A 22244-nucleotide genomic window follows, 5' to 3' on the forward strand; every position below is an offset into this window, starting at 1 on the left:
GGTTATTTTTTCATTTTTAACAAACTTATTTACATATCTCAATTTTAACGAAATATATTTTTAAGATGCTATAAATTTAAAAAATAAAAAATAAATAATTGTGATTTTACAATAGTGTAAATTCTGGAGGTGGGGTAGATATTTTAAAAAAAAGAAAGATGTATTTTTTTAAATAAAAACTAGGGGTCTTATCTTTTTGAGGAGTTTTAAATAATAAAACACAAATATTTTGTAGTGGGTGTATTTTTAAATCAGGGCTTACTTTTTTTCCTTTATCTTTATTGTTTTCTTCCTCGTTTATATTAATAAGCATAGTCACGTCTTGTTTGTTTTGTAGTAGACTTACTATAGTTGGAGCTACTAACAAACTTAGAAATAAAAAAGAAAAAAAAAGGGCAATCTTAATTTTCAAAATATTAAACTTGAGTTTTAGGTGAAAAGCAAATATAACAAACATATTTAAATTAGTTGTTAACCATATGCTAAATATCGATTAAAATAATGTGTTATTGAAAATTAAAACAAAGTAAGAAGGGGGGCTTGATTAAAATAAAAACAGATAGTATTTTAAAGTTAAATTGATGAGGTTTTTATGTTAAAATGTGTTGTTTTTGATAGTTTTTGTATGTTTTGTTATTTTAGTAAGTATTTTTTTGATTAAAAAAAGCAAATCGTTGTACCTTTGCTAAAATTTTTTTCGTTGAAAATTATTCGGTCTCTTACTAATTACAAAAACAAAGAAAAAACGATTGTAACCATCGGCACTTTTGATGGTGTACATATTGGGCATCAGAAAATATTGCAGAATTTAGTTGATGAAGCTAAAAGAACAAAAGCAAAATCGGTATTATTTACTTTTTTTCCGCACCCAAGAATGGTATTGCAAAAAGACACTTCAATAGCGTTATTAAACACGATTGATGAGCGATCTAAATTGTTAGAACAGATGGGGTTAGATTATTTAATTATTTACCCTTTTAGTAAAGAGTTTTCCAGATTGTCTGCTTTAGAATTTGTTAGAGATATTTTGGTAAACCAACTCAATATTTCGAAATTAATTATTGGTTATGATCATCATTTTGGTAAAAATCGAGAAGGTAATATTGAGCAATTAACAGAATATAGTCAGTTATACGACTTTACGGTACAAGAAATTCCTGCGCAAGATATTGATGAGGTTTCGGTAAGTTCTACTAAAATTAGAAAAGCATTAGCCAACGGAGCATTGAAAACGGCGAACAGTTATTTAGGACATCACTTTTCTTTAACGGGTAAAGTAGTTAATGGTAAGCAGCTTGGGGGTAAAATAGGTTTTCCGACCGCCAATATTAATATTTTAGAAGATTATAAATTAATTCCGAAATCTGGCGTTTATGTTGTAAAATCTAAAATTAATGATGTTGATGTTTATGGAATGATGAATATTGGAAACCGCCCTACAGTAGATGGTAAAAATAAAACCATTGAAGTTCATTTTTTTGATTTTAATCAAAATTTGTATAAAAAAACACTTACTATTGAATTATTATATTTTATTAGAGAAGAACAAAAATTCGATTCGATTGATGATTTAATTATTCAATTAAAAAAAGACGAAAAAACCGCGAAAGCCTATATTAATTCTTCAATTAAGTAAGGTTCTATTCTAATACTAAATTACGCATAAAAGTATATTGTTAATTGTTGTAAACAAGATGAAACTAGATAAAAAAGACATACGCGCTTTAACAAAAGAACAATTACAGCATTTTTTTGTTTCTAGTGGAGATAAAGCCTTTAGAGGAACTCAAGTTTACGAATGGCTTTGGAATAAGTCGGTACATACTTTTGATGAGATGACCAATCTATCTAAAGAAACCCGAGAAATGTTGGCTAATAATTTTGTTATTAACCATGTAGAGGTAGATAGTATGCAAAAAAGTAATGATGGCACTATAAAAAACGCTATTAAATTACACGATGGTTTAATTGTAGAATCAGTACTAATTCCCACTGAAAAACGAACTACAGCATGTGTTTCTAGTCAGGTAGGATGTAGTTTAGACTGTAAATTTTGTGCTACAGCTCGTTTAAAACGCATGCGTAATTTAAATCCAGACGAAATTTACGACCAAGTTGTAGCTATTAATAAACAAAGTCAATTATACCACAATCGAAAACTAACCAATATTGTTTTTATGGGGATGGGAGAACCCCTAATGAATTATAACAATGTGCTTAAAGCGATAGAAAAAATTACTTCGCCAGAAGGTTTAGGAATGTCTTCAAAAAGAATAACGTTATCTACTTCGGGGGTTCCTAAAATGATAAAAAAAATGGCAGACGATCAAGTAGCATTTAATTTGGCAGTTTCGCTTCATAGTGCTATAGACGAAGTTCGCACCTCTATAATGCCTTTTAATGCTACTTTTACCTTAGATAATTTACGTGAAGCTTTAGCCTATTGGTATGCTAAAACTAAAAGTAAAATTACGTACGAATATGTGGTATGGGAGGGGGTTAATGATCAGAAAAAAGATATTGATGCGCTAGTAAAATTTTGTAAGCATGTACCTTGTAAGGTAAATTTAATTGAATATAATTCGATTGATGATGGTAATTTTAAACAAGCCAACACATCAGCAATAAACAAATATATTTCTAGTTTAGAAGCCAATGGTATTACGGTAAAGGTACGTCGTTCTCGCGGAAAAGATATTGATGCCGCTTGCGGACAGTTAGCTAATAAAAGTTAGTGTAGCGTTATTAATAACGTATATTTTTTATAAAACTCGATTTTTTTTAAATAGATATCAATCCAAATATATTTTCTACTTTTGATATTCAAATGAAACCCGTAGAACAAATAAAGAAGCCAATTACTAAAGAAATGGAACTCTTTGAAACGAAGTTCAAAGATGCGATGTTATCAAAAGTTCCGTTGTTGAATAGAATTACCTATTATATTGTTCGTAGAAAAGGCAAGCAAATGCGCCCAATGTTTGTTTTTTTGGTGGCAAAAATGGTGTCTAATGGCGGGTTTGATGAGCGTACTTACCGAGGAGCTTCAATAGTAGAGTTAATCCATACAGCAACCTTGGTACATGATGATGTGGTTGACGACAGTAATCGCAGACGAGGCTTTTTTTCAATCAATGCACTTTGGAAAAACAAAATAGCTGTTTTAGTAGGTGATTTTTTACTTTCTAAAGGCTTATTATTATCGATAGATAATGAAGATTTTGATTTGTTAAAGCTTATTTCGATAGCTGTACGAGAAATGAGTGAAGGTGAATTATTACAGATAGAAAAAGCACGGAAGTTAGATATAACCGAAGATGTTTATTTTGATATTATTCGCCAAAAAACAGCTACGTTAATTGCTGCTTGTTGTGGTATTGGAGCGGCTTCTGTAGGAGCCAGTCAAGAAACAATTCAACAGATGCGAAAATTTGGAGAATACATTGGTATTGCTTTTCAAATTAAAGATGATTTATTTGATTATACCGAAGACAAGATTGGAAAACCAACAGGTATTGATATTAAAGAACAAAAAATGACTCTTCCTTTAATATACACTTTACAAACCTGTAGTAATAAAGAAAAAGCATGGTTAATTAATTCGGTAAAAAAATACAATAAAGATAAAAAACGAATTAAAGAGATTATTGCTTTTGTACAAAAACAAGGAGGCTTAGTTTATGCTACAGAAAAAATGCATGATTATAAAAACAAAGCTCTAGCAATTCTTGAAAATTATACTGATTCTGTTTATAAAGATTCTTTATTACAAATGATTGATTATGTTGTAGAAAGAAAAATTTAAAGTTCTAATAACTCTTCTATAAAATCTCTTTTATTTGATAGTCTTGGCACTTTGTGTTGCCCGCCTAACTTTCCATTTTTGTCTAACCAATCGTAAAACAATCCTTTTCGAGCTTTATGTATTTTAGGCATTAAGAGTGTCATGTTTTCATACCTTTTTGCTTCGTAATCAGAGTTTATAGATTTTAAGACGTCATCTAACATTTCTGTAAAAAGCGTCATGTTTTCTGGGGCTTTTTTAAACTCAATAATCCATTCATGTCCCCCTTTTTTAGTTTCATTCATAAAAATAGGGCCTACCGTATAATCGGTAATAGTAGCATTGGTTTTTTTGCATGCTTTTTTTAAGGCTTCTTCTGCATTTTCGATAATTAATTCTTCGCCAAAAACATTAATAAAATGTTTAGTTCTACCAGTAATTTTTATTCTATATGGCTCAAGAGAGGTAAATTTAACCGTATCGCCTATTAAATAACGCCATAAACCACCGTTAGTTGTAATAACAATAGCATAATTTACATCAAGTTTTACTTCAGAAAGCGGAATAGCAATTGAGTTTTCTTCATCGTAATGTTTCATAGGGATAAATTCGTAAAAAATTCCATAGTCTAACATTAGCAGTAATTCATCAGAATTATTAGAGTCTTGAATCGCAAAAAAACCTTCTGACGCATTATAAGTTTCGTAATATTTAAATTCTTTTTTAGGGATTAATCGCTTGTATTCTTCTCTATATGGATTAAAATTTACGCCCCCATGAAAATAAACCTCAAGATTAGGCCAAACCTCTAAAATATTATTTTTCCCTGTTTTTTCTAAAACACGATGTAGTAGTACCAACATCCAACTAGGCACCCCTACTAAGCTGGTAATGTTTTCGTTAATGGTTTCATCTACAATTGCCTCTAGTTTAGTTTGCCATTCGCTCATTAAAGCGGTTTGTTGTTTAGGAGCCGAACTATAATCGGCCCAAAAAGGCATGTTTTCTATAATAATTGCAGATAAATCGCCAAAATACGTGTTGTTATCTTGATACATGTCTGAGCTTCCTCCTAATCGTAAGCCTTTACCAGTAAACAGCTTCGCATTTTCGTTATTATTTATATACAAGCACAACATGTCTTTCCCTGCCTTAAAGTGACAGTTTTCAATAGCTTCATCACTTACGGGTATAAACTTACTTTTTGCATTAGTAGTGCCGCTAGATTTTGCAAACCATTTAATTTTAGTGGGCCAAAATAAATTTTGTTCTCCTTTTCTGCACCGTTCTATTAAAGGTTCTATACTTTCATATTTTTGAATAGGAACGTTCTTTGCAAATTCTGAATAATTAGTAATAGAGGTAAACCCATGGGTTTGACCAAACTCTGTGTTTTTAGCGGTAAATATTAATTTTGACAATACTTCTTGCTGAACATCAATAGGATATTTTAAAAATAATTCTATTTGATGCTTTCGTTTCTTTAAAAACCAAGAAATAATCGAATTTATAAACGGAAAAGCCATAGAATTTACTAAGTTTGTTAAGAGCTAAAAATAATAAAATCTTTTAGATGAACTATAAAGGAGTTTTAAAAAAAATGTCGACAGAAAATTTAGATACGATTCAGTATTATTTAGACATGAATATTGATTTTTTAAACTTAAATCAGCTTTTAAATAAAACCTTAACTTTTTCATTTGTTACCTACGAGTGTTTAAATTGTCATTTAGAAAAAAAAATATACCGCCAAGGCTTTTGTAAATCGTGTTTTTTTGAAACGCCCTCGGCAGGTGATTGGGTTATGCGCCCAGAGTTAAGTAAAGCGCATTTAAATATAGAAGATCGCGATTTAGCTTATGAAAAACAGGTGCAGTTACAACCACATATTATATATCTTGCAAATTCGGGTAGTGTAAAAGTAGGGGTTACTAGAAAAAGTCAAATTCCTACTCGTTGGATAGATCAAGGTGCGCACGAAGCTATTGAAATGGTAGAAGTACCCAATCGGTATTTGGCAGGAATTACCGAAGTTGCTTTGAAAGAGCATGTCTCTGACAAAACAAATTGGCGTAAAATGTTGCAAAACGATAACAAAGACGAGGATTTAATAGAATGGAAACAACGGTTACACTCTTTCATTCCGAAGGAAGTTGAAGAATATTTTATTGAAAATAATAAAGAAACTCAATTAAACTTTCCTGTAGAAAAATATCCGAGTAAACCCAAGAGTTTAAATCTAGTTAAAACGCCTACCTATAAAGGAAAATTGGTGGGTATAAAGGGGCAATATTTGATTTTTGAAGACGAAACCGTTTTTAATGTTAGAGCCAATGAAGGGTTGGTAGTTTGCATTACTATTGTTTAGTAAAATAGTAAAATGAAGGTGTTTTTATTAGCTAAAATTTTATTCTATTATAAAGCTTTGTAATTCGTCGGCAATTTTACGATTGTCGGCTAATTGCGGAATTTTGTTTTGTCCGCCAAATTTACCAATCGACTTCATGTAGGCATGAAACCCTCCTTTTTTAATTTTTCTAATAATTATTGGTTGAAGAATTTTTCCTTCAATTAAATCAAAATAATATACATTTTGTTGTTGCATAGAAGCATCTATTTTAGCGGCTAGTTCTTCTATGTTATCAGGTTGGTTTTCAAATTCGATAAACCATTCATGATAGGGTAAACCTTGAGTTGGGTTTACTTGCGGTGCAACCGTAAATTCGCTAACACGAATATTGGTGCCCATAATAGCATCGTTTAATGCTTTTTCTACTTCTTTACCAATAACATGCTCGCCAAATGCAGAAATAAAGTGTTTTATGCGTCCTGTAACTTTTATTCGGTAAGGTTTTAGTGAGGTAAACTCTACGGTGTCGCCAATATTATAACCCCAAAGACCTGCATTGGTGTTTAAAATAATAACATAATTAATGCCTAATTGTACTTCTTCTAAACAAATTCGAGTTGGATTTTCATTAAAAAATTCATTTGCAGGAATAAACTCGTAAAATATGCCTGAATTAAGTAGCAAAAGCATTCCTTTTTCTTTTTGCGAGTCTTGATATGCAATAAATCCTTCCGAAGCGGGATATAATTCTAAATAATCTATTTTTTTTCCGATTAAAGCATCAAATTTATTTTTGTACGGTTTAAAATTTACACCGCCATAAACAAAAAGATTAAAGTTTGGGAAAATTTCGGATACGGTTTTATTTGTTTTTGCAATTAATTTTTCAAAATACATTTGTACCCAAGAGGGTATGCCGCTAATAACCGTTAAATCTTCGTTAACGGTTTCTTCTACAATTTTATCTACTTTAGTGTCCCAGTCTTCTATACAGTTTGTTTCCCAACTGGGTAAGCGATTTTTTAATAAGTAATTTGGTACATAATGCGCTGCAATTCCGCTAAGTCTACCTATTTTTATTCCGTTTTGTTCTTTTAAAATGGGGCTTCCTTGTAAAAAAATCATTTTACCGTTTATAAAATCGGCTTTATTTGTTTCAGCAATATAAAGTAACAATGCATTTCGGGCGGCCGAAATATGATAAGGCATAGATTCTTTAGTAATAGGAATATATTTTGCTCCAGAGGTTGTGCCTGAAGTTTTGGCAAAATAAATAGGTTTACCCCTCCATAAAACATTTTTTTCTCCAGCGACAACACGGTTTATATAAGGTTTTATTTGTTCGTAATCACGAATAGGAACACGTTGTTTAAAATCTTGGTATGTTTTTATTTTTTTAAAACGGTGATCGTTACCAAAAGCGGTATTTTTTGCGGTAGCAATTAATTTTTTAAAAACACGTTGTTGCGTTTTGTGAGGGGCATTTGCCCATTTGTATACTTGCTTTTGAATAATTTTAGCAAATGGAATGGCTAGTGTTGATTTAATACTCATTTTATTACTCAAAATCTATATAATTAATGGGATTTACTGGATAGCCATTATTCCATAATTCGAAATGTAAATGTGGGCCAGTAGTTAGCTCTCCTGTGTCACCTACACTTGCGATTACCTCACCTGACTTTACAAAGTCGCCCTGTTGTTTTAATAAGGTTCCGTTATGCTTGTAAACCGATATATATTGGTTAGGATGTTGAATAGCAATTACATAACCTGTTTCGGCTGTCCATTCGGCTAAAATTACGGTTCCGTCAGCTACTGCTTTAACAGGCGAATCTACTTTAGCTACAATATCGATTGCAAAATGTTTGTTGTTCGAATTAAATTGTTGGCTAATGCTACCTGTAACGGGCGCAAAAAAGACAATTTTAGCTTTATTTTTATTTCCATCATATAAGGCAAAACGATTTTTACTTTCTATTTTTTCTCTAAAAAGAGAATCTTCTTTTGTGGCATTTAACTTATTAGGGTCAATAACTTCTTTTATAGCTTTTTCTCTTAAAGAGTCTAGAATAACAGAATCGGTATTTTCTATTTTACCTGTAAATACAGGTTTTAAGGCCGTTATATAATTTTCTAATACGGCTAGTTTGTTTTTTAAAGAGTCGGCTTGGTAAACGAGTTTCGTTGCTTTTATCTTTAGTTGTGTAGATGAATATCCTGGGATATACTCTCGTAAAGGTGAAAAAGCAATTAGTAAAATAGTAAAGGCAATAAGCAAAATTGAAAAAATGCTTCCGATAACAAACACGTTTAATCGAGATAATTTTAATGAAAAACGTTCTTCAAATGTGTTTTCGTTTAATACCACCAACCGGTATTTGTCAACTAATTTTTGACGTAATTTACCTTTTTTTTTAGATTCTTTTGCCACAGAGTTCAATTAAACAATGCGTAAAAGTACTAATATCATAACAATTATTTCTTTCTTAGATAAATTTATAACGAAACATTAAGATTTTTTGTTTTTTAGATGCTTATAATCAAATAAAAACGAGGGTTTATTTTTTATAAAAATTCATTTCGTCTAAGTATTTCCAAACAGCATCAGATAGTAAAGGCTGTATATTTTTTCCGTTTTTAATTCCGTTTCGAATTTGGGTAGAAGAAATTTCTATAATAGGGGCGTTTATACGATGTATTTTAGGGTGATTTTCAAATTCGTCAGGCACTTTATCTTTAGAAATTCGCGGATATACATACACATTATGATTTTCTAAAATAACCTCATAATTTTTCCATTTGTGTAAATTTTTTAAATTGTCTTCTCCCATAATCAAACTGAAATTATAGGTTGGATATTTTTCAGAAATATAAGCTAGGGTATGAATGGTGTAATTAGGTTGTGGAAGTGTAAATTCAATATTTGAAGGCTTTATTTTAGAATAATTTTCGGTAGCTCTATGTGCCATCTCGTAGCGTTGATAGTTGTCTAATAACGATTTTTTTTTCTTAAATGGATTATGTGGGGTTACAACTAACCATATTTCGTCTAAGTTAGAATATTCTGCTAAGTGATTGGCAATAATTAAATGCCCTACATGAATAGGATTAAAGGTGCCAAAATATAATCCGATATTTTTCATTTTTTTAAAATGTGAGAAAAAATAAATTACAGGTTATTTATTTTCTTCGTTTCTTTTTTTATCATTTAATTCTAAAAAATCAGCTACTAAATTTTCTGCTTCTTTTAGAGCGGTGTTTAGGTCGTAATTTTTAATGATTTTGTCAAATTGAGGTGCTGTAGCTAGTTCTACAGATGCTTTAGCAATACGCATGTTTATTTTGTCTTCGGTTTCTGTAGAACGTTTTTTTAGTCGAATTTTCAACTCGTCTACACTTGGCGGTTTTACAAAAACAGCTAGCGTTTTATCAGGAAATTTATTTTTTATTCGAAGTCCGCCAACCACATCAATATCAAAAATAACATGTTTTTTTTGAGCCCAAATGCGTTCAACTTCGGTTTTTAAGGTTCCATAAAAATTATCGCGATATACTTCTTCCCATTCTAAAAATTCATCGTTTTTAATTTTTTGTTTAAATTCTTTAGCAGAAATAAAGTAATAATCCGTTCCATTTTTTTCGTAATCTCTTGGTGCTCTAGAAGTGGCTGAAATAGAAAAGGCTAAATTAAACTCTTTTTGTTTTAATAAATGGCGTACAATGGTAGTTTTACCACTGCCAGAAGGTGCTGAAAACACAAATAATTTTCCGTTAAATTCTTTTTCCATTTTATAAAATATTTAAAATTTGCTCTTTAATTTTTTCTAGTTCATCTTTCATTTGAATTACTAGCTTTTGTATAGGAGCATAGTTTGCTTTTGAACCAGTTGTGTTAACTTCTCTTCCTATTTCTTGTACAATGAACCCTAATTTTTTACCGTTCGAATTTTCGCTGCTTAATGTTTGCAAAAAGTAATCTAAATGATTAGCCAGTCGAACTTGTTCTTCATTAATGTCTAGTTTTTCTAAATAGTATATTAATTCTTGTTCAAAACGATTTTGGTCAATTTCTACTTTTAAATCGGTTAATGCCTTTTGTAAACGTGCTTTTACATGAAGTATTCGATCATTATCTAAAGCTTTAATTTCTTCTAAAGCGTTTTTAATATTGGCAATTCGCGTTTTAAAATCGTTTTCTAGGGCAAGGGCTTCATCGGTTCGGTATTGTATGGTTTGGTTAATTGCCAAGCCAATAGTATTCTCAATTTCTATCCATTCTTTCTCGTCTAATTCATCAAGCTCTTGTTTTAAACTTTCAGGCATACGAATCGCCATTTTTAGTAACTCAACATGTTGTTTAGGTGGGGTGACTACAATTGTTTTTAATTGCGCTATATACTCTTTTACGACGGCTTTATTTATTGTAGTAGAGGTTTCATCAGATGTTGTTTCTACATAGATTGAAAAGTCTATCTTTCCTCTAATTAAGCGGTTCGCTATGTTTTTACGAACAGTTAATTCTTTTTCTTTATAATATTGAGGTATACGAACGTTTAAATCTAAATTTTTGCTGTTTAGCGTTTTAATTTCTACGGTTACTTTTTTCGAGGGTAATTGTAATACGGATTTTCCGTAACCCGTCATTGATTGTATCATTTTTTAAAAATTGTTCAAGTTACAAAGATAATAGTTATTTAGCCTAATTTGGTGCTTGTTTAGAAACTAGATATACTCCTGAAAAAATCAGTAAGGTAGCTAATATTTTTATAAGGTTTAAACTATCGCTACCAACCCATAAAGCGTACAATGATGCAATAACGGGTTGCATGTACATAAATACGCTTACAGTTGTAGGTTTTAGTTTAGAAAGTGCAAAAAGATTAAAAAGATATGTTAAGCAAGAACTAAATAAAATTACAAAACCTATTTTTAAATATATAGAAAAAGGAATTGTTTGCCATTGTATATCTAAATATTCGCTATATCCAAAAGGAATTACAAAGCATAAACCAAATAAATAAAGCCATTTTACAAACACAATAGGGTGATATTTTACAATAAGTTTTTTTACTAACACTAGATAAATGGCATATGATGAGGCATTAACAAAAATTAAAAAATTACCAAGCATTATATTATTAGCATTTTTTTGCGCTGTATTACTGTATACAATTAAAACTATAGCCCCAATTAATCCAATAATTACCCCCATAATTTTTCGAAAGTAAAGTTTTTCTTTTAGTAAAATACTCGCAAAAATTAATACTAGAATTGGAGAAGTAACCATCATTACCGATGCATTGATAGGGGTGGTATAACTTAACCCCTTAAAAAAAGAAAGCATGTTTAATCCTACGCCAAAAAAAGAGGCAACAAATATTTTTTTATAATCTGATTTGTCAATAGGTTTTTCGTTAATAAAAAGACCTAAAAGCCAAAAAAGAATAGTTGCTCCTATTACGCGAATTACAATAAACCCGAAAGGTTTTATATACGTAGGCATTACGTCTTTAGCAACGGTATAGGTAACTCCGTATATAAGGGTAGCACAAAAGGCGGCAATTAGGGCAAGTGTTCTTTGGTTCATAAAAAGAATAAATTGCTCCAAATGTCAGTATAAAAAAATAAAATACCTTGATTTTTTGTTTAAAATAGTACTTTTACAACAAATTAATTTTGGTGTTAAAGAATCAACATATTATTGTTTTTAGGCTATCTGCAATGGGTGATGTAGCCATGACTGTGCCTGTACTTAGGGCTTTTACATTGCAATACCCTGAGGTAAAAATTACGGTTGTTTCTAAAGGCTTTTTACGGCCTATTTTTGAAGGAATTAAAAATGTAACTTTTTACGAAGCAGCAGTTAAAGAAAAACATAAAGGACTTTTAGGGTTGCGAAAACTATATAAAGAGTTAAAAGCTTTACAGCCGACCCATATTGCTGATTTACACAATGTAACACGTTCAATAATTGTTCGTAATTTTTTTAAAATCGACGGATTTCCTGTTGCTTATATTGATAAAGGACGTGCTGAGAAAAAAGCATTAACACGTATAAATAATAAAGTTTTTAAACAACTAAAAACCACTCATCAGCGATATGTTGAGGTATTTGAAAAATTAGGTTTTCTTGTAGATATAACAAATGCAGAACCCATACAAGTGCCAAAATTAACACCTGAAGTTATACAAGTAACAGGTAACAAAACACAACCTTGGATTGGTATTGCGCCTTTTGCCGCTTTTGCTTCTAAAGAATACCCGATAGATTTGTTAGAAAAGGTAATTTTACAATTAGTTGAAAAAAAATATCTCATTTTTTTGTTTGGAGGTAAAAGCGATGCTAATACATTAGAATCAATAGAAAAAAAATACAATCAGGTTATTTCTACAGCAAATAAATTAGGCGGTTTAACAAACGAACTAAATTTGATAGGTAATTTGAGCCTAATGCTTTCTATGGATAGTGGCAATGCACATTTAGCGGCTATGCAAGGAATAAAAACTGTAACGCTTTGGGGTAGCACCCATCCGTTTGCAGGGTTTGCGCCTTATAATCAACCTATTGATTATTGTTTATTACCCGATTTAAAACAATATCCGAATTTGCCCTGTTCTATATATGGAAACAAAACTTGCCAAGGCTATGAAGATGTAATGCGAACGATTAATCCAAATACGGTAGTCGATAAAATTAACGAGATACTTAAACAATAATACTTTTAAGGCAATATTTATTAAGACTTAAAAAGTGTGTTTGTTAAACAGAAGATACTTCGATAAGTTTATTACGATAAGCCGATAGTAAATTTGATTTTGATATAAATCCAACATATTTATTGTCTTCTATATAAGGTAAGTTCCAAGCATTACTTTCTTTAAACTTTTCCATTATTTTTTCAGTAGAATCGGTATGAAAAATAACCTCTGGAGCTGTTTTCATAAGGTTTTCAACTAAAATGGTATTGTACATTTCTTGATTGAACATTATTGAACGAATATCGTCGAGCAAAACAATTCCTAAAAAGTTGTTTTCATCATCAATTACAGGATAAATATTTCTGCTTGATTTTGCTACATTTTCTTTTAATAATTCTCCTAAGGTTTTCTTAGGGTTTGTACTAATAAAATCTTTTTCAATAATTTTATCAATGTCTAAATATATCAGCACATTTTTATCTTTATCGTGAGTAATTAATTCGCCTCTTTTTGCTAATTGTGCTGCATATATATTATGAGGTATATATTTTTTGGTAATGATAAATGAAATGGCCGCAACAATCATTAAAGGAACAAATAATTCGTAACCGCCAGTAATTTCTGCAATTAAAAAGATAGCCGTTAGAGGGGCTAATAAAACTCCCGCCATTAAACCAGCCATACCTACCATTGCGTAGTTAATTAATGATAATTTATGATCAAATAAATTGGTGTAATTTATAAACATTGCAAAAACATAACCTGTTATGCTTCCTGTAAAAAGTGTAGGGGCAAAAACACCTCCAATACCTCCTGCACCAAAGGTTAATGAAGTGGCTACAATTTTAAATAAAATTAATCCGACTAGAAATAAAATAATCATTACAATATTGTCAGATATAGCATTAAAAATATTGTTATTTACTACCTCTGCAACATTCCCTTTTAAAACATTATTAATGGTTTCATACCCTTCACCAAAAAGAGGTGGAATAATATAAACGATTATCCCTAATAAAACCCCTCCAATAAGTAATCGCTTATATACAGATTTTGTTTTTCGAAAGGCATCTCCAATAAAAAAGTAAACTTTGCTAAAATACACCGAAATAAGTGCAGAGAAAATACCTAATAAAATGTAAAAAGGAACGTCTTTTAATACAAATTTGTCTTGTAAATTAAAGTGTAATAATACATCGTCTCCTAAAAAGAAATAGGATGTTAAAATTGCAGTGATTGATGCCAATAATAGCGGAATCATAGATGCTAAGGTTAGCTCTAAGCTAAAAATTTCAACTGCAAAAACAATAGCGGCAATAGGCGCTTTAAAAATAGAAGACATGGCTCCAGCAGCAGCAGCACCAATTAATAACGTTTTAGTTGTTTGGTTTAACCGAAATAATTGTGCAAGGTTCGAGCCTAAAGCCGACCCAGTAGCTACGGTTGGACCCTCTAGCCCTACTGACCCCCCAAAACCTACGGTTAATGGAGCGGTTAATATTGATGCCCACATTTGGTGTTGGGGCATTATTCCTTTTTGTTTAGAAATAGCGTATAAAGTAGAAGGTATTCCGTGCCCAACTTTATTTTTAACAATGTATTTAATAATTAATAACACAAAGAATAATCCTATAATAGGAAAAATAAAGTAGAAAGCTTTATGAATATCTTTTATAATTTCACTTTCTAATAAGTGTTGAATATAGTGTGTTAGGTTTTTTAAAGTTACGGCTCCTAACCCTGCTAGTAATCCGATTATAACACTTAAAATAGTTATAAACTGTTTTTCGGAAATGTTTTTGTATCTCCAAATCAGTATTTTTTTTAATGCTTTTTTTAACGTAGACATTTTTATTTTTGAATAGTTAATTCGATATTTAACTCTTGTAGTTGTTCGTTATCAATAGTAGCTGGTGCATCAATCATTACATCGCGTCCAGAATTATTTTTTGGAAAAGCAATAAAATCACGAATAGTTTCTTGACCGCCTAAAATAGCTACCAAGCGGTCTAGACCAAAGGCTAACCCACCATGTGGAGGCGCACCATACTCAAAAGCATCCATTAAGAAACCAAATTGAGCTTTAGCTTCTTCTTTGGTAAAACCTAAATGCTTAAACATAATAGCTTGAGTTTCTTTGTCGTGAATTCTAATAGACCCTCCTCCAATTTCGTTTCCGTTTAATACTAAATCGTAGGCATTGGCTTTTACAGCTCCTGGATTGGTGTCTAAAAGTTCTAATTGTCCAGGTTTTGGTGAGGTAAACGGATGGTGCATTGCATGATAGTGCCCTGTTTCTTCGTCTAGCTCTAATAAAGGGAAATCAATTACCCATAATGGGGCAAATTCGTCAGGTTTTCGTAAGCCTAAACGTGTTGCCATTTCCATGCGTAACGCACTTAATTGCGCACGTACTTTATTTGTGTTTCCAGAAAGTACACAAATTAAATCTCCCGCTTTTGCTTTAGTAGCTTCTGCCCATTTTGTTAAATCATTTTGATCGTAAAATTTATCTACAGACGATTTGTAGCTGCCGTCTTCATTGCATTTTACATATACCATACCCAAAGCGCCTACTTGTGGGCGTTTTACCCAATCAATTAATTTGTCAATTTCTTTACGGGTATAAGTAGCGCCTCCTGGAACAGCAATTCCAACAACCAATTCGGCATCGTTAAAGACTTTAAAGTCTTTATGTTGTGCTACTTGGTTTAATTCGCCAAATTCCATTCCAAAACGAATATCTGGTTTATCATTTCCATATTTTTGCATAGCTTCATCATATGTAAGCCTTGGAAATTTTTCTACACTAACTCCGTTAATTTCTTTTAATAAGTGGCGTGTCATTCCTTCAAAAACAGCCAAAATATCTTCTTGCTCAACAAATGCCATTTCACAATCTATTTGTGTAAATTCAGGTTGGCGGTCAGCACGTAAGTCTTCGTCTCTAAAACATTTTACAATTTGAAAATATTTATCCATTCCGCCTACCATTAAAAGTTGTTTAAAGGTTTGAGGCGATTGTGGTAAGGCATAAAATTGACCCGCATTCATGCGCGAAGGCACTAAGAAATCACGGGCTCCTTCAGGGGTAGATTTAATTAAATATGGAGTTTCTACATCAATAAATCCTTTATCAGAAAGATATTTCCGAACCTCCATAGATACCTTATGACGAAAAATTAAACTGTTTTTTACAGGGTTACGACGAATATCTAAATAACGATATTTCATACGAATATCTTCACCACCATCCGTTTGATCTTCAATAGTAAATGGGGGTAATTTAGCTTCGTTTAATATGGTTAGCTCGGTTACTAAAACTTCAATGTCACCCGTTGAAATATTTGGGTTTTTAGATTGACGCTCAATTACTTTACCCACAATTTGTATAACAAATTCTCTTCCTAAGGTTTTTGCTTTTTCTATTAAATCTTTAGAAGTACGCTCTTCATCAAAAATTAGTTGAGTAACACCATAACGATCACGTAAATCTATCCAAATCATAAACCCCTTATCGCGCGATTTTTGCACCCACCCTACAAGAGTTACTTCAGTGTTAATGTGCGATGCCCTTAGTTCACCACAAGTATGCGTTCTATACATTTATCGAAAAAAATTTAGCTGCGCAAAATTAAGCAATAAAAGTTGAAATACTACTTTTAAAGGGAAGTAAAATTCCGTTAAAATCTTTGTAAGTTTGTAAAGGTAAATATCATAATGTATAATGAGCAAACTCTATTTAGTTCCTACCCCTATTGGTAATTTAGAAGATATTACTTTTAGAGCGATTAAAGTTTTAAAAGAAGTTAATTTTATTTTAGCCGAAGACACACGTACAAGCGGAAAATTGACAAAGCATTTTGATATTATTACGCCGATGTATAGCCATCATATGCATAACGAACATAAATCGGTTAATCAAATTATAAAACGGTTGCAAGCTGGTGAAACGGCAGCGTTAATTTCGGATGCGGGTACACCTGCTATTTCTGATCCTGGGTTTTTATTAACCCGAGCTTGTATACAAAATAATATTGCCGTTGAGTGCTTGCCAGGTGCGACAGCTTTTGTTCCAGCTTTGGTAAACTCTGGCTTGCCTAATGATAAATTTGTTTTTGAAGGATTTTTACCTGTAAAAAAAGGAAGACAAACTCGTTTAAAATTACTAGCCGAAGAATCTCGAACTATAATTTTTTATGAATCGCCGCATAAATTGATAAAAACATTAACCCACTTTGGTGAGTATTTTGGGGTTGATAGAAACATTTCTGTGTCAAGAGAGTTAACCAAATTATTTGAGGAAACTATCAGAGGGACGGTAGAAAAAGTTTTAGCTCACTATACCGAAAAACCTCCAAAAGGAGAAATTGTAATTGTTGTTGAGGGTAAAAAAAGCAAGTAATTTATTTTAATTTTTAACGTATTAAAAATGAGGTATTTTTTGCAAAATATAAAGCAATGCACGGTTTGTGAGCCTCATTTAGCCTTAGGGGCTAACCCTATAGTTTCGGCAAGTAAAAACGCTAAAATTGTAATTATTGGACAAGCTCCAGGTATTAAAGTGCATACTTCTGGAATTGCTTGGAATGATGCTAGTGGCAATCAATTGCGTAAATGGCTTAATGTTTCTGATGACGATTTTTATAATACGGATAATTTTGCGATTATTCCGATGGGGTTTTGTTATCCTGGGAAATCAAAAAATGGTGATTTACCTCCGCGTAAAGAATGTGCCCCTTTGTGGCATCAACAATTATTTAATAAAATGTCGAATGTGCAATTGGTGATTTTAATTGGCGGGTATGCACAGCGGTATTATTTAAAAGAAAAAGCAAAAAAAACACTAACCGAAACCGTACATAATTACTCAGTGTATTTGCCTAGTTATTTTGTATTACCACATCCATCACCTAGAAATAGGTTTTGGCTGACCAAAAATAGTTGGTTTGAACAAGATATAATTCCTGATTTGCAAAAAAGGGTTTTAAAAATATTAATCCAGAATGGGGAGGTTTAATAACGGAAAAAGTTTGCTAATAAGATTCTCTAGCATATTAAAGTGCTAACCAATATATTGCTCTAAATTTCCAGGGCCTTCTAAAACGGTTCGAATAATTTGTAAGGTACCGTTGTGATTAGAAATCATATGCCATTTAATTAACGAAATTTGATTGTTTTCTATTTCTAACCCAGTAATTGCCCTAGGATGAACACAACTGCCATCGTTGAAAAAAGGAATTTCATTAGGCTCTGGAAATCGTGGGCGGTGTGTATGCCCAATAACAACCATTTGATTATGGTTTTCTTTTATCCATTGTTCCATTCGCTTTTCAACCTTTATTAATTCTTTAAAATTTTGAGCAGGGCTTGTGGGATCTGAAATACCTAGTACCTGCAGAGGTTTCCATAAATAATGAACTAAAAAACGGCTTAATTGCCAAAAAACATAATTAAACCAATCGGCTTGATGACCGTGTAATAAAAAAATAGATTTTTCGGTTTGATCGTCTACTAATAAAATAGCTTCTGAAAAAGATATGTTGGTAAACAACTCTTTATCAGTGCCAGTTACGGTATCGTGGTAATAGAATAAGTTTTTTTGAACTTTTTTTGGGTTTTTATATACCATGTCATGATTGCCCCAAATAAAATGTAATCGCTTGGTATCGTGAAACTCTTTTAATAATAAATAGATGTGTTTGTTTGCTTTAAAAATAGAATTGAAATATCTATTTTCCCATAATTCATCACCATCACCCAATTCTATATAAGTGAACCCCTCATTAAAATAATGGGTTAGTGCATGTAGGTAAATATTTCTGTTATGCGCAAAATCGTCTGCAAAGCTATTATTGCCTCTATGGCAATCGCTAAACAGTATGTATTTGCTTTTATTGTTTAGCGGTAGCTTTTTTGCGTTTTTATAGGCGTTTGTAATTCTACTATTAGCAGACATCTCTTTTTTTTATTTGTGATAAAGATGCACAAAAAAAATGAGTTTTAAAATTTGTTTTTTACTTTAATAAATACCTTAATTACTTTAAAACTTAATACAGTAAATGGTTTAAGTTTTAATTTTTTATATCATTTGTAGGGTGTTTATTTCTTGTTGTGTTAGTTCTCGCCATCTTCCACGAGGTAAATTCTTTTTTGTTAATCCTGCAAAAATTACACGATCTAGTTTTACAACATGATATCCTATAGAGTCAAAAATTTTACGAACAATACGGTTTCTACCTGAATGAATTTCGATACCTACCTCTGTTTTTTTCTCGCCTTCTACATACGAAACAGCATCGATAAAAACTTTTTTACCTTCAATAATAACTTCGCCCCGTAATTTGTTTAAATCGGCTAAGGTTAGTTTTTTGTCTAAAGAAGCATGGTATAATTTTCGCACATTATGTTTTGGGTGAGTAAGCTTTTTAGCCATTTCGCCATCGTTAGTAAAAAGCAGTAGCCCCGTTGTATTTCGGTCTAAACGCCCGACAGGGTATATTCGTTCTTTTGTAGCATTACCAACCAATTCCATTACGGTTTTTCGTCCTCTATCATCTTCCATGGTGGTAATGTAATTTTTGGGCTTATTTAATAATATATATTTTTTTTGCTCCATAGAAATTAGCGTGCCATCAAAATGAACTTCATCTCCTGGTTGTACTCTGTAGCCCATTTCGGTAACTAATTTTTTGTTCACCGTTACGCTTCCGTGTTCTATATAAGTGTCTGCTTCACGACGCGAACAAATACCCGAATTAGAAATAAATTTATTTAATCGAATACCGTCGTTTTCATTCGATTTTTTGGGTGTTGCTTTTGGTTTTCTAAAATTTTTTTGAGATTGGCTTTTACCTTGAGGATTGTTGTCACGCTTAGTTTGTCGTCCTCTCGACGAGTTTTTTTTATTCATGGGTATATTTAAAATAGCCCGCAAAATTACAGTATTTATTTAATTTATCGCTATTATTTTTTAAATAGTTGTTTTTAAGTTCATTAAAAGGTAACTACCCTGTCTAAAATTAGTGATTTATCTATAAATAATAAACTAAAAACCCCTATTAACAACAAAATTTTTAAGACATTGTGTAAAAGCCTATATTGATTTTTTGTATGGGCTTTTTTTAAATATACGCCAATAAAAATAAATATAACCACAGCAAAATAGAAATAGTATTTCATATACTGTATTGCAGGATAGTTGTACAAAGTAGCTATTGGTATAAGTGTTAAAAAGAGTAAGACTAAAATAAGTTGTTTTGTTTTTTTTTCGCCGTAAACTATCGGAATTGTTTTGTAGTTATTAACCATTGCACCTTTTATGTTTTCTAAATCTTTAAGAAGCTCTCGAACCATGATTACTAAAAATAAAAAAAGAGCATGTACAAAAATTACTTTTGAAAAATTTTTATAGTGTACAAAAATCACAAAAAAAGGCAGTAAGGTTAATATTGTTGCTGTAATTAACGATATAAACGGATATTTTCTGAGCTTATGCGAGTAAAACCAGATGCTAAAAATATAAAATGAAAAAAATAAGGCAGCTCGCCAAGAAACTAATAATCCAAAAGCAACACCAGTAAAGTTTAAAAAAAAATATAGCGATAGTTTTGTTTCTTCTTTTATGTAATTATCAATACCTGATTTTAGTGGTCGATTAATATAATCGGCTTTTCTGTCGTAAAAATTATTGATAATGTAACCTGCAGATACTACACAGATAGTTGCTATAACTAAAAAAAACAGGTGCCAATCAAATAGTACAAGGTTTACCGATTTTTTATCTGAAAATATAAAAACAGCAGCTAAATATTGTGCGGCTATTAATACCAGAATATTGTGTCCGCGAATGACAGATAATAAACTAAAGATTTTTTTTGAGAATACGCTAAGTTTACTCATAATAAAATCTTAAGAATTAAAATCGATACACTAACTCTAATTTATAGTCTTTTAAGCTTTTTTGTGCTTTTTTAAAATCTTCAGTAAATCCTAATATGTAGCCACCACCACCAGAACCACATAATTTTAAGTAGTATTCGTTGGTTTGAATTCCTTTTTCCCAAACGTTGTGAAACGCTGAAGGAATCATAGGTTTAAAGTTGGCTAAAACCGTTTTAGAAAGCTTTTTTACATTGCCAAATAGCGATTTTATATTTCCTTTTAAAAAGTCGTCGATACAGGCATCGGTATAAGACGAAAATTCTTCGCTCAACATTTTTCTAAACCCTTCATTTTTCATTTTATTCATAAAAATCTTTATCATCGGTTCAGTTTCTCCTATTTGTTGAGAGTCTAGTAAAAAAACGGCTCCTTTACCTTCTTTTTGCGAAGGTATTCCTGCAGGTTCTATATGTTCTTTAGAGTTTATTAATATAGGCAAGCTTAAATATGAATTTAAAGGGTCTAAACCAGAGCTTTTTCCATGAAAAAAAGACTCCATTAAAGAAAATATAGCTTTTAATTTTAGTAGTTTATCTCGTGTTAAATTTTCTAATACCGTAATTTTATCGGCGGCGTATTTATCGTAAATAGAAGCTACTAAAGCACCTGAACTACCTACTCCATAACCTTGTGGAATAGAAGAGTCGAAATACATACCGTTATCGATATCTAACTTTAATTCTTCTAAATTAAAACTAACAATATCGGTAGATAATGTGGTTAAATATTGGTAAAAAGCAAGTAAACTTTCGTTAGATTTTTTTGCTTCACCAGTCAATTCTTTTGTTGATTTTAAAGCTCCTTTATATGCGTTAAAGGGAATGGCTAAACCTTTAGAGTCTTTAATAATGCCATACTCACCAAATAACAAAATTTTAGCGTAAAATAAGGGTCCTCTCATCTATTTTTATGATATATAACTAGGGTGCAAAAGTACAAATTTATTATTTATGCTTATTCGTTTTTATAATAGCTTTTCCAAATACCTACTTTTTCACCTTGTTCATACTTTCCTTTTACTTGTATTTTTCCATTTTTATAGTAAGTTTTCCATATTCCGCTGCGTTTGCCATTTTCGTAGTTACCTACTTCTTTTAATTCGCCGCTTTCGTAGTATTCTTCACGTTTGCCATCGGCAGCTCCGTCTTTATAGTAAATTTTATGTGAAATTTTTCCGCTAGGATAATAGTATAAAACTAAGCCTTCAAGATGATCTTCTTCTGGAGAATTTGCTGAGCTATATCCTTCCATTTGCTTTGTGCCATCTAAATAATAATCTACAACCCAGTATTTATTATCTTTTTTCTCGGGAACTGGGCGATAATAGTGGGCTTTTTCTTTGGTGGTTGTTTCCCAATTTGCATCGAACCAAATGGTTTTTTGAGCTGTTAACGAAGAGCTTAAAAACCCAACAAGTAAAACTAAAAGTAGTGTTGAGGTTTTCATAATAGATTATGTTTTAAG

At 31.4% G+C, this 22244-nt stretch carries 22 protein-coding genes; 7 read left to right on the top strand and 15 right to left on the bottom strand.

Translation table 11 applies throughout. The features are described 5' to 3' along the window. Positions 1-106 precede the first annotated feature (106 nt). Positions 107-313, bottom strand: a complete 207-nt coding sequence (locus AB2B44_RS04980; protein ID WP_369048441.1) for a hypothetical protein — start codon at positions 311-313, stop codon at positions 107-109. Positions 314-700: 387 nt separating this feature from the next. On the opposite strand from AB2B44_RS04980, the gene AB2B44_RS04985 reads away from it, so the two are divergent. From AB2B44_RS04985 to AB2B44_RS04995, 3 genes are all read left to right on the top strand, one after another. Next, positions 701-1636 (top strand): bifunctional riboflavin kinase/FAD synthetase, encoded by a 936-nt coding sequence (locus AB2B44_RS04985; protein ID WP_369048442.1) that lies wholly within the window; start codon positions 701-703, stop codon positions 1634-1636. 58 nt (positions 1637-1694) lie between these two features. Continuing rightward, positions 1695-2735 carry a 23S rRNA (adenine(2503)-C(2))-methyltransferase RlmN gene (gene rlmN, locus AB2B44_RS04990; RefSeq protein ID WP_369048443.1) on the top strand — a complete coding sequence of 347 codons (1041 nt, stop codon included), beginning with the start codon at positions 1695-1697 and terminating at the stop codon, positions 2733-2735. A 92-nt stretch (positions 2736-2827) separates the two neighbouring features. Continuing rightward, entirely contained in the window at positions 2828-3805 is a 978-nt protein-coding gene (locus AB2B44_RS04995; protein WP_369048444.1) for a polyprenyl synthetase family protein, read from the top strand. Here AB2B44_RS04995 and AB2B44_RS05000 read toward each other — a convergent pair. Next, positions 3802-5310, bottom strand: coding sequence for a GH3 auxin-responsive promoter family protein (locus AB2B44_RS05000; protein ID WP_369048445.1), 1509 nt, complete (start codon positions 5308-5310; stop codon positions 3802-3804). The two genes, AB2B44_RS04995 and AB2B44_RS05000, sit on opposite strands and share 4 nt — an antisense overlap. A gap of 47 nt (positions 5311-5357) precedes the next feature. Here AB2B44_RS05000 and AB2B44_RS05005 point away from each other — a divergent pair, with 47 nt between their 5' ends. Further along, positions 5358-6152: a DUF2797 domain-containing protein gene (locus AB2B44_RS05005; RefSeq protein ID WP_369048446.1), complete on the top strand. Its 795-nt coding sequence runs from the start codon at positions 5358-5360 to the stop codon at positions 6150-6152. 39 nt (positions 6153-6191) lie between these two features. Here AB2B44_RS05005 and AB2B44_RS05010 read toward each other — a convergent pair whose 3' ends face one another. From AB2B44_RS05010 to AB2B44_RS05035, 6 genes are all read right to left on the bottom strand, one after another. Beyond that, positions 6192-7688 carry a GH3 auxin-responsive promoter family protein gene (locus tag AB2B44_RS05010; RefSeq protein WP_369048447.1) on the bottom strand — a complete coding sequence of 499 codons (1497 nt, stop codon included), beginning with the start codon at positions 7686-7688 and terminating at the stop codon, positions 6192-6194. Positions 7689-7692: 4 nt separating this feature from the next. Further along, complete coding sequence (locus AB2B44_RS05015; protein ID WP_369048448.1) at positions 7693-8568, bottom strand: M23 family metallopeptidase; 876 nt, start codon at positions 8566-8568, stop codon at positions 7693-7695. A 127-nt stretch (positions 8569-8695) separates the two neighbouring features. Then, positions 8696-9280 (bottom strand): nicotinate (nicotinamide) nucleotide adenylyltransferase, encoded by a 585-nt coding sequence (gene nadD, locus AB2B44_RS05020; RefSeq protein WP_369048449.1) that lies wholly within the window; start codon positions 9278-9280, stop codon positions 8696-8698. Positions 9281-9313: 33 nt separating this feature from the next. Then, the gene (gene gmk, locus AB2B44_RS05025; RefSeq protein WP_369048450.1) at positions 9314-9925 is read right to left on the bottom strand and encodes a guanylate kinase; all 612 of its coding nucleotides are present in this window, start codon (positions 9923-9925) and stop codon (positions 9314-9316) included. A gap of 1 nt (position 9926) precedes the next feature. Then, positions 9927-10793 (bottom strand): YicC/YloC family endoribonuclease, encoded by an 867-nt coding sequence (locus AB2B44_RS05030; protein WP_369048451.1) that lies wholly within the window; start codon positions 10791-10793, stop codon positions 9927-9929. A 43-nt stretch (positions 10794-10836) separates the two neighbouring features. Further along, complete coding sequence (locus tag AB2B44_RS05035) at positions 10837-11724, bottom strand: DMT family transporter (protein ID WP_369048452.1); 888 nt, start codon at positions 11722-11724, stop codon at positions 10837-10839. Between the two features lie 92 nt (positions 11725-11816). Here AB2B44_RS05035 and AB2B44_RS05040 point away from each other — a divergent pair, with 92 nt between their 5' ends. Further along, on the top strand, positions 11817-12854 hold the full coding sequence (locus AB2B44_RS05040) for a glycosyltransferase family 9 protein (RefSeq protein ID WP_369048453.1): 1038 nt from the start codon (positions 11817-11819) through the stop codon (positions 12852-12854). Positions 12855-12897: 43 nt separating this feature from the next. Here the strand turns inward: AB2B44_RS05040 and AB2B44_RS05045 are convergent, their stop codons facing one another. Together AB2B44_RS05045 and aspS are read right to left on the bottom strand one after the other, a co-directional pair. Continuing rightward, complete coding sequence (locus tag AB2B44_RS05045; RefSeq protein ID WP_369048454.1) at positions 12898-14685, bottom strand: chloride channel protein; 1788 nt, start codon at positions 14683-14685, stop codon at positions 12898-12900. Between the two features lie 2 nt (positions 14686-14687). Beyond that, entirely contained in the window at positions 14688-16442 is a 1755-nt protein-coding gene (gene aspS, locus AB2B44_RS05050; RefSeq protein WP_369048455.1) for an aspartate--tRNA ligase, read from the bottom strand. A 121-nt stretch (positions 16443-16563) separates the two neighbouring features. Between aspS and rsmI the strand changes: the two genes are divergently transcribed. Next, positions 16564-17241, top strand: coding sequence for a 16S rRNA (cytidine(1402)-2'-O)-methyltransferase (gene rsmI / locus AB2B44_RS05055; protein ID WP_369048456.1), 678 nt, complete (start codon positions 16564-16566; stop codon positions 17239-17241). A 27-nt stretch (positions 17242-17268) separates the two neighbouring features. Further along, positions 17269-17856: a uracil-DNA glycosylase family protein gene (locus tag AB2B44_RS05060; protein WP_369048457.1), complete on the top strand. Its 588-nt coding sequence runs from the start codon at positions 17269-17271 to the stop codon at positions 17854-17856. Positions 17857-17901: 45 nt separating this feature from the next. Here AB2B44_RS05060 and AB2B44_RS05065 read toward each other — a convergent pair whose 3' ends face one another. From AB2B44_RS05065 to AB2B44_RS05085, 5 genes are all read right to left on the bottom strand, one after another. Continuing rightward, entirely contained in the window at positions 17902-18795 is an 894-nt protein-coding gene (locus AB2B44_RS05065; RefSeq protein WP_369048458.1) for a metallophosphoesterase family protein, read from the bottom strand. A gap of 123 nt (positions 18796-18918) precedes the next feature. Further along, entirely contained in the window at positions 18919-19749 is an 831-nt protein-coding gene (locus AB2B44_RS05070; RefSeq protein ID WP_369048459.1) for a pseudouridine synthase, read from the bottom strand. An 83-nt stretch (positions 19750-19832) separates the two neighbouring features. After that, positions 19833-20738: a geranylgeranylglycerol-phosphate geranylgeranyltransferase gene (locus tag AB2B44_RS05075; RefSeq protein ID WP_369048460.1), complete on the bottom strand. Its 906-nt coding sequence runs from the start codon at positions 20736-20738 to the stop codon at positions 19833-19835. A 16-nt stretch (positions 20739-20754) separates the two neighbouring features. Continuing rightward, the gene (locus tag AB2B44_RS05080) at positions 20755-21681 is read right to left on the bottom strand and encodes a mevalonate kinase (protein WP_369048461.1); all 927 of its coding nucleotides are present in this window, start codon (positions 21679-21681) and stop codon (positions 20755-20757) included. Positions 21682-21734: 53 nt separating this feature from the next. Continuing rightward, the gene (locus AB2B44_RS05085; protein WP_369048462.1) at positions 21735-22226 is read right to left on the bottom strand and encodes a toxin-antitoxin system YwqK family antitoxin; all 492 of its coding nucleotides are present in this window, start codon (positions 22224-22226) and stop codon (positions 21735-21737) included. Positions 22227-22244 lie beyond the last annotated feature (18 nt).

It is taken from the genome of Tenacibaculum sp. UWU-22 (genome assembly GCF_041021355.1).
Taxonomy (GTDB): Bacteria; Bacteroidota; Bacteroidia; order Flavobacteriales; family Flavobacteriaceae; genus Polaribacter.